Annotated in this window: 10 protein-coding genes and 1 pseudogene; 2 read left to right on the top strand and 9 right to left on the bottom strand. The window is 43.3% G+C overall.

All coding sequences use genetic code 11. The features are described 5' to 3' along the window. Nucleotides 1–202: 202 nt before the first annotated feature. From BG32_RS12875 to BG32_RS12845, 7 genes and pseudogenes are all read right to left on the bottom strand, one after another. Nucleotides 203–1,329: pseudogene (locus BG32_RS12875) on the bottom strand (iron-containing alcohol dehydrogenase). A 111-nt stretch (nucleotides 1,330–1,440) separates the two neighbouring features. Next, nucleotides 1,441–2,241, bottom strand: a complete 801-nt coding sequence (locus BG32_RS12870) for an MBL fold metallo-hydrolase (RefSeq protein WP_041928464.1) — start codon at nucleotides 2,239–2,241, stop codon at nucleotides 1,441–1,443. A gap of 147 nt (nucleotides 2,242–2,388) precedes the next feature. Next, complete coding sequence (locus BG32_RS12865; protein ID WP_014731387.1) at nucleotides 2,389–3,216, bottom strand: metal ABC transporter permease; 828 nt, start codon at nucleotides 3,214–3,216, stop codon at nucleotides 2,389–2,391. Then, nucleotides 3,213–3,953, bottom strand: a complete 741-nt coding sequence (locus tag BG32_RS12860; RefSeq protein ID WP_014731386.1) for a metal ABC transporter ATP-binding protein — start codon at nucleotides 3,951–3,953, stop codon at nucleotides 3,213–3,215. The genes BG32_RS12865 and BG32_RS12860 overlap by 4 nt, the downstream gene beginning before the upstream one ends. A 204-nt stretch (nucleotides 3,954–4,157) precedes the next feature. Then, nucleotides 4,158–4,826: a metal ABC transporter substrate-binding protein gene (locus tag BG32_RS12855; protein WP_259459740.1), complete on the bottom strand. Its 669-nt coding sequence runs from the start codon at nucleotides 4,824–4,826 to the stop codon at nucleotides 4,158–4,160. Then, nucleotides 4,823–5,227 (bottom strand): Fur family transcriptional regulator, encoded by a 405-nt coding sequence (locus tag BG32_RS12850; RefSeq protein WP_014731384.1) that lies wholly within the window; start codon nucleotides 5,225–5,227, stop codon nucleotides 4,823–4,825. Before BG32_RS12850 ends, BG32_RS12855 begins: the two co-directional genes overlap by 4 nt. A gap of 116 nt (nucleotides 5,228–5,343) precedes the next feature. Next, nucleotides 5,344–6,165, bottom strand: coding sequence for a thermonuclease family protein (locus tag BG32_RS12845; protein WP_014731383.1), 822 nt, complete (start codon nucleotides 6,163–6,165; stop codon nucleotides 5,344–5,346). A 166-nt stretch (nucleotides 6,166–6,331) separates the two neighbouring features. Here BG32_RS12845 and BG32_RS12840 point away from each other — a divergent pair, with 166 nt between their 5' ends. Further along, a complete protein-coding gene (locus tag BG32_RS12840) occupies nucleotides 6,332–7,120 on the top strand; it encodes a GGDEF domain-containing protein (RefSeq protein WP_041928200.1) in 789 nt (262 codons plus the stop codon). Between the two features lie 2 nt (nucleotides 7,121–7,122). Next, nucleotides 7,123–8,082, top strand: a complete 960-nt coding sequence (locus BG32_RS12835) for an alpha/beta fold hydrolase (RefSeq protein WP_014731382.1) — start codon at nucleotides 7,123–7,125, stop codon at nucleotides 8,080–8,082. Here the strand turns inward: BG32_RS12835 and BG32_RS12830 are convergent. Both BG32_RS12830 and BG32_RS12825 read right to left on the bottom strand, forming a co-directional pair. Continuing rightward, nucleotides 8,079–8,498, bottom strand: a complete 420-nt coding sequence (locus tag BG32_RS12830) for a hypothetical protein (RefSeq protein ID WP_014731381.1) — start codon at nucleotides 8,496–8,498, stop codon at nucleotides 8,079–8,081. The two genes, BG32_RS12835 and BG32_RS12830, sit on opposite strands and share 4 nt — an antisense overlap. 320 nt (nucleotides 8,499–8,818) lie before the next feature. Then, nucleotides 8,819–9,394 (bottom strand): flavodoxin family protein, encoded by a 576-nt coding sequence (locus tag BG32_RS12825; RefSeq protein ID WP_014731380.1) that lies wholly within the window; start codon nucleotides 9,392–9,394, stop codon nucleotides 8,819–8,821. Nucleotides 9,395–9,397 lie beyond the last annotated feature (3 nt).

The raw sequence follows: 9,397 nt of genomic DNA, 5'->3' as shown, positions 1-9,397 counted from the left end.
CAACTGATCTTCCCGAAGAACCAAGGACGTTTTCTTCTTCATTATCCTTACCGCTCTGATTCTGGAAATGTTCTAAACGGTCCTCGTAAGGAAGAAAAAACGAGGGGCAGACTGATTCAATCCCCCCGTTCTTCGGTATTTAGCGAGAGATCCTAAAAGATCAATGTTCTCTCCAATCTGGATTCCATTTGGCAGCTACAAATCAATAAGACATTTCCAATATCCTTTCCAGATCTTTGGTTTTCAGGTTACCAGGTGTCACTTCGACAAGAGCTCCCATTGTTCTCATAGCATCCTCAGCAAGTCTACCAAGCATAGACTTCTCGACTCCAAGATCCTTAAGCGTAATGTCTATATCCACGCTTTTCTGAAGCCTGTGAATTAGTTCTATTGACATTTTCGAGAGCTTATCGATATCTACTTCACTTTCAGGAGCTCCCATAATTTGAGCTACTCTGGCCAATCTCTCTTTTGTATGAGGCCTTATGTAATCAAAGAATGCAGGGCCGGTTGCGCAAAGTCCAGCTCCATGGGTAGCGTTATAATGGGCGCTTATAGGATGCTCAATGGAATGATTTGCGATGCAGCCCGAAAGTGTTTCGCAAATTCCTGCGGCTGTACTTGCCCATGCGAGGGCTGTTCTAGCTTCGATGTTGTTGCCATCCCTGTAAGCTATGGTAGATAATGATTTATGAGCGACATGGCTTCCAGAGCAAGAAGGTCTGACGTTGGTTGATGATTTGTATTTATGTAGGACTCGATTGCATGATAGAAAGCATCCATTCCGGTTGCCGCTGTTTGATAGGGCGGAAGAGTCTTCATAACCTCGGGATCGACAATAGAGACAGTAGGAAAAGTTTGGTCAAATCCGACACCTATCTTCTCGTCAGTTTCAGTATTGGTTACCACTGCAAAGGGGTCTGACTCGGTTCCGGTACCGTGAGTAGTGGGAATAGCGATAACAGGTAGCGCCGATTTGGGAATTCTTCCTCCCCCAGATCCAGTGTAATCCCAGCATTTACCGCCATCCTTAGCGACCACGGCTATTAGTTTTGCCGAGTCTACGGGGCTTCCCCCACCGAGACCGATGATCAGATCGCATCTTTCATTGTTTGCAAACTCAGCGCCTTTATCAACCGTAGATGAAAGGGGATTTGGGACTATCTCATCAAATACGGCCGTTTCTACTCCATTCTTCTCTAGAATAGCTATTACCTTGTCAAGAAGGCCAGTCTTTTTCGTACTGCTCTTACCCGTTACAATTAGTGCCTTCTTGCCCAAGGACTTTGCAAACTCTCCAACTCTGTTTAATGATCCAACACCGAACACTAGCCTTGTCGGCAAAAAATACTCGAAATTCGAAATCCTATCCACTTCATTAACCTCCTCAATGTCTATAAATCGAAAACAAATTGTTGATTTAACTCACATTACAGTGTTTCAACCATGAAACTCAAAACTATCGCCGGCCATAAGCTCCCGGACTTCGGCAGGAAATCTTTCTGCGATCTTCTTCACTACATTGTCACCTGTACAGTGACCAATATGGAACTTATCTATATCGAAACCCAATAGATATTCAAAGATCTCTTCAAGCTCATCTTCAGTCTTGTGCAACAAGTGCAGGCCTCCAACTACGTTCTTTACTTTTCCAAACCCCGATGCTTGTTTTACGATGTTACCAATCCCCCTGTGAGAGCAGCCGGTTATAACTGTCACAACACCATTTTGGACAACAGCAAGAGAAAGCTCGTCCTCAAAGAAATCTCGAATTCTTGTACCCCCTTTGATTCTGTTGTGCTTATCTCCAGGTCTTTCTTCGGTTACGAACGGAGCGGCAGTCATTACGTGTAGGCCGTTTGTGATCTCTCTCGAAGCGCGTACAGTTTCGATAGAAGCTCCGAGCCGCTCATATTCACTCCCAAAACCTTCTGGACTGGATTCCGTTGAACCGCTGAATTTCCTCTCAAGACATCCTTCGCCGACCATGACTTTTTTTGCGCCTGTTTTTTTCAAGACATTTCCTAGCCCACCAAGATGATCATAGTGACCATGACTGATAATAATCGACTCAACCTCGGAAAGATCTATACCCAATTTTCCGGCATTCTTAACTGCAACGTCGGTAGATCCGGTATCGAAAAGGAACTTCTTTCCATTCAGTTCGATAAAGAATGAAATTCCATGTTCAGATTCAAAACCTTCGAGACCTTTGTCATTGCAAAGAACAGTTATTTTCATGTTAATTCTCCTCTCTGCGATCGGGGGTTTAATCTCTTCCCCGAGCCACAAGTTTATCCACACTTCCGAAGTCCTAACAAGCGGAAAAAACCAATCAACACGAATCTCACTTATCAATCAAGATCCATTCTGGAATTTACCGGTTGATCAAAATCTGACTCTAAATAGTGCTTTCAAAGAGAAAGTTATCAGAAATTCCATGAATAACATTACAACAATCACGGGCCCTGGAGGCATGTCAAGCACGTATGATACAAAGATGCCCATCACGCTTGCCACTACTGCCATACCTAGTGAAATCAGAATCATACCTCTGAATGAACGGGCAATGGTCTTTGAAGTAACTGCAGGAATGACCAAAAAGGCAGTGACAAGAATTATTCCTGCAATTTTCACCGAGCCTACTACGCTCAGACTTATTCCTATTAGCACTGCATAATGTATAAATCCAATAGGTACACCGTAGTGTTTTGCCATCCCCTCATCGTAAGAGTAATAAAGCAGTTCTCGGTAAAACACCGCGAAGAAGACCCAGGCAATAACGTTAGCTACCAATAGCATCCAAACGTCTTCAGAAGTAACCATAAGTATATTACCGAAGAAAAGACCCATAACATCAGGAGTATAGCCCCGTATAAATGAGAGAGCAATTACGCCCAGCGACATCGAAAGAGGGAGAAGCATTCCAATAACACTACTCTCGGACAGTTTGTTCTTTCTCGTAAAATAACTGACGGCAACTGCAAAAATCACGGCCGTAATCGCAGCCATGAGAATATAGTTCGTTCCGAGCAGCAGACCAAATGCAATACCGCCGAACGTCGCGTGAGCTGCACCATCACCAATGAATTCAATCTTTCTAAGAACAACCACGCTTGAAAAGATACCCGTAAGTGCACTTACAAGAACTGCGGCTAAAATAGCATTACGCAAGAAACTGTATGATATGATATCACTTATAAAATCCTGAATCATAAATGATGCTCCCTTTCGAAATGATCTCTTGATCTTATGAAGAAATCAAGATCGCTAGAGAACGCGGACTGCAGTTCCTCTGGAGTAATACTATCCGCATCATTATAGCAATGTAGAGTCTTGTTAATGCACATCACAGTATCACAAGCGTCAAAAACCATTCCAATGTCATGGCTTACCATTAGTATGCCTATACTCTTTTCATTCTTGAGAGACTCGAGTAACCTGTAAAAAGAAGCTTTACCCATCTCATCGACTCCAGCTTCCGGTTCATCGAGTATAAGCAAGTCGGGATCGGAGGCCAACGCCCTTGCCAACATCAGTCTCTGATACTCACCGCCCGAAAGCGTGCCGGCCTTTCTATCTCTCAGATCTAAAATACCTACCGTCCTGAGGAGATCATCCACTCTAATCCAGTCGCTCTTTCTGAAGGGCCTCAAGATTCCACGATCACCGTATAGCCCCATCGCAGCCACTTCTCTTACCTTTATAGGGAAATCTCTCTTCCTGTCTGGATTCTGAGATAGATATCCAATCTTCCCGGAAACAACGATCTTTCCCGAATAGACTTCAAGATCTCCAACTATCGCTTTTATGAGGGTTGTTTTCCCTGCACCATTCGGCCCTATTATCCCAACGAATTCCTTTCTTGAGATACTGAAAGAAACGTCCCTCAGAATCCAATGACTTCCAATTCTATAGCTCAAATTTTCGACACTCAGAATTTTATTTTCCATCAAATACCCTCATCATTTCGTCGAGATTCCACTGTAGAAGCTCAATAATGCTTTCCATTGAGAGACCTAAACTATCCAGTTCGCCATGACCGACCGCTGTTTCGCTTTTCAGTATATCTATGGCTCTCTTTGAATGCTGGTACTCAGCAAATATTCCAATGACATCCTTTTCTCTTACAAAGTCAACGAGTTCCTTTATTTCCCCTATACTGGCTCATCGCCAACTCCTTCAAGAACAGGCTCAAGCTCTATTCCATATCTTCTAAAGAAGTAAGTGAAACTTGGATGAGCAACTATTACAATCGACCCTCGAAATCTCTCCAAATAAGAGCTGGCCTTTTCATCGAAATCATGAAGCTCGGAAATTAGTTTTTCTGCGTTTACTTTGTAAAACACCGAGTTAACCGGATCAATATTGGACAGTTCTTCCACGATAACGGGAATCAAGTAGTCGGACAGAATTACTGGATCAAGCCAGATGTGAGGGTTGAAATGGTGTAAGTCGGTGTTCGCTTCACCAATTTCATCTTCAGATACAAGAAAGTCATCCGGCAACTGATTCCCCATGTATAACACGCGCTTTCCCTGCGCTGCCAGATCTTCAAGATAACTCTCTAGGAAACTCTCCAAATTTAAACCATTCGCAATGACTAAGTCCGCTTCATTTAGCTTTCTCACGTCCGATATCTTGGGAGAGAATATATGTGGGTTCTGACCGGGTCCAATCAGAAGATCGACCTGGCCATTCTTACCGGCTATCTCCTTAACAATCAAATAGTAAGGGTTTATGGTAGCCACAATTCTGAGAGGCAACAGGGTTGTTGAAAACAGAATCATTAGCGCTGTAATAGTTAGTAAAGTCCGTTTTTTCATAGCTTCCCATCCTCTATGTCGGAGAGCAGTTTTCTCTTGCACTCTCCACAAATTCCAATGAAGTAAAATACATGATTAGTAATCGTAAAATCACGGCTTTCCGCAACTTTCTTTGCAAAAGAATCTGCAAAACACTCATAAAATGGTTCGGTTTTGTGGCACTTTTTGCAGTGCAAAAAATGTACCGGTTCTCTTTCACTACTGAAATAAAATCTCGTCTCGCACTCGAAGGATATTGACCGTATTAGCCCCTCATCTTCCAAAAAGGCAAGGCTTCTATAAACGCTTGAAAGGTTTGGTTTCTCCTTCAGCGCTCCATAAATACCATCGGCACTCAAAGGCGATTCAGAGTTGTTTATCAGATCCAAAACTTCTCTTCTAAGTGATGTCAGTCTTTTCAATTGACACCTCCGTATTGCAATTCATTTGCGCAAACTCATTGCAATCTATTTTTGCATATACTTTTCTTCTTGTCAATTCTCTTGGATTCTAAGACTGCTTTCGCATTGGAAGTATTTCAAGCAGCTTTTGGAAGAAGAAAAGGCGAGGAATTTGCAAATTGAGATATTCCGGTGATCTCTATGGCCGGGTCTCTCAAAAGCATCAAGACCTTGCCAGAATCATCCTGCCAGATCTCACCGAAAACCCTGATTTTCTTTCTGTACAGTCTTTGCAAATCTTTGGAATCCTGACCGAAAAGTGTCGCTTCCTCAGGCCTTACTCTCACGACAATATCATCACCAACTACCGTAAGGCCATTTACGTCAATCACAGTGAACTCGACCCATACTATCTTTCCGAGAAAACCGCCCAATTGATACGGATAAAGGGCTTCACGAACCTCAGAGGCATCATAAACTTGAAAATCATTGTAGGATGAGAAGATCCCACTTCTGTTATTGAAAGCCTGTCTGTAGGCTTCTCTGATTTTCGCTGAATTATGGGAGGTATCTTCATAGGTTAGAGGTCTCGCCAGACCCTGCCTGACTAGTTCTGCATTCACAAATTCACCTTCAGAGTTGAAGAGGTAAGCAAGATGCCTTCCGTAAGAATCCTTTCCATGGAGTTCAAGGGTAACCTTTCCATTGTTCAGGACCATCTGCTTCAAGAACTCTCTTGCTTCTTCGGCAAATTGACCGGCCGGCTTGCTTCCTGAAGTGACCTCTGGTGCATCTATACCAATGAGCCTAACCGTTCCTTGAAGAGCCTTTACAGTAATAGAGTCACCATCAATCACAGAAGTTACTGTTGTCGTTAGTTTGGAACGATCGCATCCTTGAAGAAAAAAGAATGAGAAGAAAAAAACAAGGCTTAGAACTATGAAAACACTCTTTTTCACTTCTTGCCTCCTCTATATCGATTTCTACCTGTGTAAGCCCATTATACAATTGCACTCTGACCTTTGGCTTTCACAGATGGAAGAATGATCCTTTAATGAGCAAATATGTAAATTTGTACTTTACAGGTAGAATAGAAACGACTGAAAAGCAAAGGGTGGTGAAACAATGAAAGACAACATTTCCTCAGAGCAGCTCTCAGAACTTCTTACGCAGGCTTTGTCTCTTATTGAGGACGGAGTAGCTGTGCTCGATGAATTCTCGAACGTGCTTGTGGCAAACAACCGGGCCTCAAATCTGATAGAAGGGTTGCGGGAAGAGATTAAGAAGAAGATGAGAGATTTGATACGTAGAAGTGAAGAGGCTTTGGAATACCACCACATAAGAAAGAACGGGAGATGGTTGAGGTATTATTTGAAGAAATTATCGGTACCAAATGCATTGTACTTTCTCTTTGTGGTAGAAGATATCTCAGACTTGAAGCTAGCCGAACAAACAATTTCTGAACTTGCCCATTTTGACGGCGAGACTGGGCTCCCAAATTACGTGCTTTTCAGAGACAGATTGAACATGGCAATATTTAGAAGCAGAAGAAACAACCTGTTTTCGATGGTCGCTGCATTTGAACTAAGTAATAGAGAAGCAGTTCAGAGCATCCAAGAAGCAACGCTTGTAGAGATAACAGAAGAGCTTGTCAAGGGCATAAGAAAGAGCGATACGCTGTGTAGGTTTTCTAGAAGAGAATTTCTTCTGCTTGCCGAGGACCTTAAAAATCCTGATTCCGCCGCCAGGATAATTGGAAAAGTCCTTAGTTCCTTTGAGAAGTGGAAATTGGACCAAGGCGATTCAACGCTGGAACTCAAAGCGGGATCTGTCTTGCTCCCAAGGGACGGAGTGGAAGCGGAGTTGCTTGTCAACAAAGCCTTCGCTTCGATAAGATCGCAAGGAGTCGAATAGTCATGAAATTCATTGTCATTGTGGTTTCTTTGCTCTCGGTAGTCTTAATTGCTCCCTTTCTCATCCCCGTGAGAGATCTGGAGGGCACTGTGGACCCTCTTCTACTTGCAGACGAAGATAGCATGTTTGTCAACATAAAGAACATAAACATTCATTACAAGAGCGCCGGTGAAGGTTCTACTTTGGTCCTTCTTCTTCATGGGTTTGGGGCCAGCACTTTTTCGTGGCGCGAGGTAATTGGTCCTTTAGCTGAGGAGTATTTCGTAGTCGCGTTCGACAGACCTGGATTTGGTTTTACCTCAAGACCGTTGGGTAAAGATCTTGAGGTTTTCAACCCTTATTCAATGGAAGGTCAGGTAGAACTTACAGTATCACTTATCGAGCATCTGGGATATGAAGAGGCTATCCTGATCGGTAATTCTGCCGGCGGCCTTACTGCACTGGAAGTAGCGGCATCGTACCCACAAAAGGTCAAAGGACTCGTACTCGTAGATGCTGCCGTATATACGAACGATGCAGATAACCCATTTTTCAACTTACTGACAAACACACCACAGGGTAGACATCTAGGTCCTCTTGTATCGAGAATTTTTCTGGGAAACTCACGAAATCTTCTAGATCTGGCTTGGTACGATACCAGCAAGCTGACCCCAGATATTCTTGAAGGATACGAAAAACCACTGAAGGCGGAAAACTGGGACAGAGCTTTGTGGGAACTGACGCTTGCAAGAAAGCCTTACGACTATTCCAAAATTCCCGTGATTTATGTACCGTCATTAGTTATCACTGGAGATAACGACAGAATAGTACCCGTTGAGGACTCAGTAAGGCTCGCGAAAGAGCTTCCCTTAGCCCAGCTGTCAATCATTCCAGATACGGGCCACCTACCACATGAGGAAAGCCCCGGGGAATTCCTCGAAATTGTACTGCCATTCTTGAGATCGCTAGCAACAATGGACTAGAGAATTGGAATCCAAATAGAATACGGCGCAAAAATATGGAAAAGAAACAGCGCCCATGTGGCTATCATCAGGCCTTTATGTATGGGTCTCCATTTCTTCTTCATAGCCGAAACATACTTTCCTAACAAATATACTATGAACTGTGCAAATACCCCGATGAAAACAAGACTACCACTGTACAGGACAAAACCTCCTGTTGCAAGATAACCATGATAAAGGGCAGTGAACAAGAGAATTGAACCAGTCCAAGGATGAACAGCGGCCAGGACTACCATCAGTTTCTTAAAGCCCTTCCAGGGAAAACGCTCAAGCCTTTTATTGAATGTGCGGTAGAACCATCTTGTCAGAAAAAGAGATGTGTTTATGACAAGAAGAGTGAAGTTTATCCATCCAAGAGTTTTCATCCACGTGTACACTTTCGCACCTCCAACACAATGACATGCAAATAAGATACCAGTTTTAGTTCTCGAAAACCCCATTTATCAAGTGTCAAAACAAGAGGCAAGAACCGGATATCTTAGCTGTGAAGAGATGGAACAACTATCAGATTTGTTATCGAGTTTCGCGCAGAAGTGAACCATGAACTGTCGTAAGGCATTTGGTGAAAGTGCCTTCTTGCAAAAAGATAGACAGTGGTACTTTTTCCAATTTATAGTCTTGCCAGCCGCATACAATTTCGGAGGCCGCAATCTATTCTAGTTCGGCAGAAATCAAGTTGAAAGCTCATTACAACAGACTATTGGTTGATCTTCCTTAGCAACCAGGCCATGTTTTCACCGAGAACTCTCATCGTTCGTATTCCCTCTTTATCTTTCTCGAAATCCCCTTTTCGCCAGGCTAGAGAGAGATTCCAGTATGATGAACCGGGAATTATCATTTGAGAGATAAGGAAAAAGTGATTGATAGAATCGAATGCGTGAACAGATCCTCCTCTTCGAACCGCTACTACGGCCGCACCTACTTTTTTCTTAAACATAGCGTTGTTGGCAAGTGCCACCATCCCTGCTCTGTCAATCAGAGCCTTCACCTCGGGCGAGAGATCCGCAAAATAAGTCGGCGTCCCGAAGATAATTCCGTCTGCCTCAAGCATCTTTTCTATGCAACCGTTAACATAGTCATCAACTATTGCGCATCTCCTGTTTTTCGTCTCGAAGCAGATATTGCAGGCAGTGCACCCCATTACGGGGTTCCCGCCAATTTGTACTATCTCGGTATCTATTCCTCCATCATTTAGAACAGTGAAGACTTCTTCAATCATCTTAGAGGTGTTTCCATCAACACGCGGACTTCCATTAAAGGCTACCACTTTCATTCT

Source organism: Mesotoga sp. HF07.pep.5.2.highcov, from assembly GCF_003666285.1.
Taxonomy (GTDB): domain Bacteria; phylum Thermotogota; class Thermotogae; order Petrotogales; family Kosmotogaceae; genus Mesotoga; species Mesotoga prima.
The sequence above is the reverse complement of the archived record's forward strand: the minus strand, read 5'-3'. Positions and strand labels throughout refer to the sequence as shown.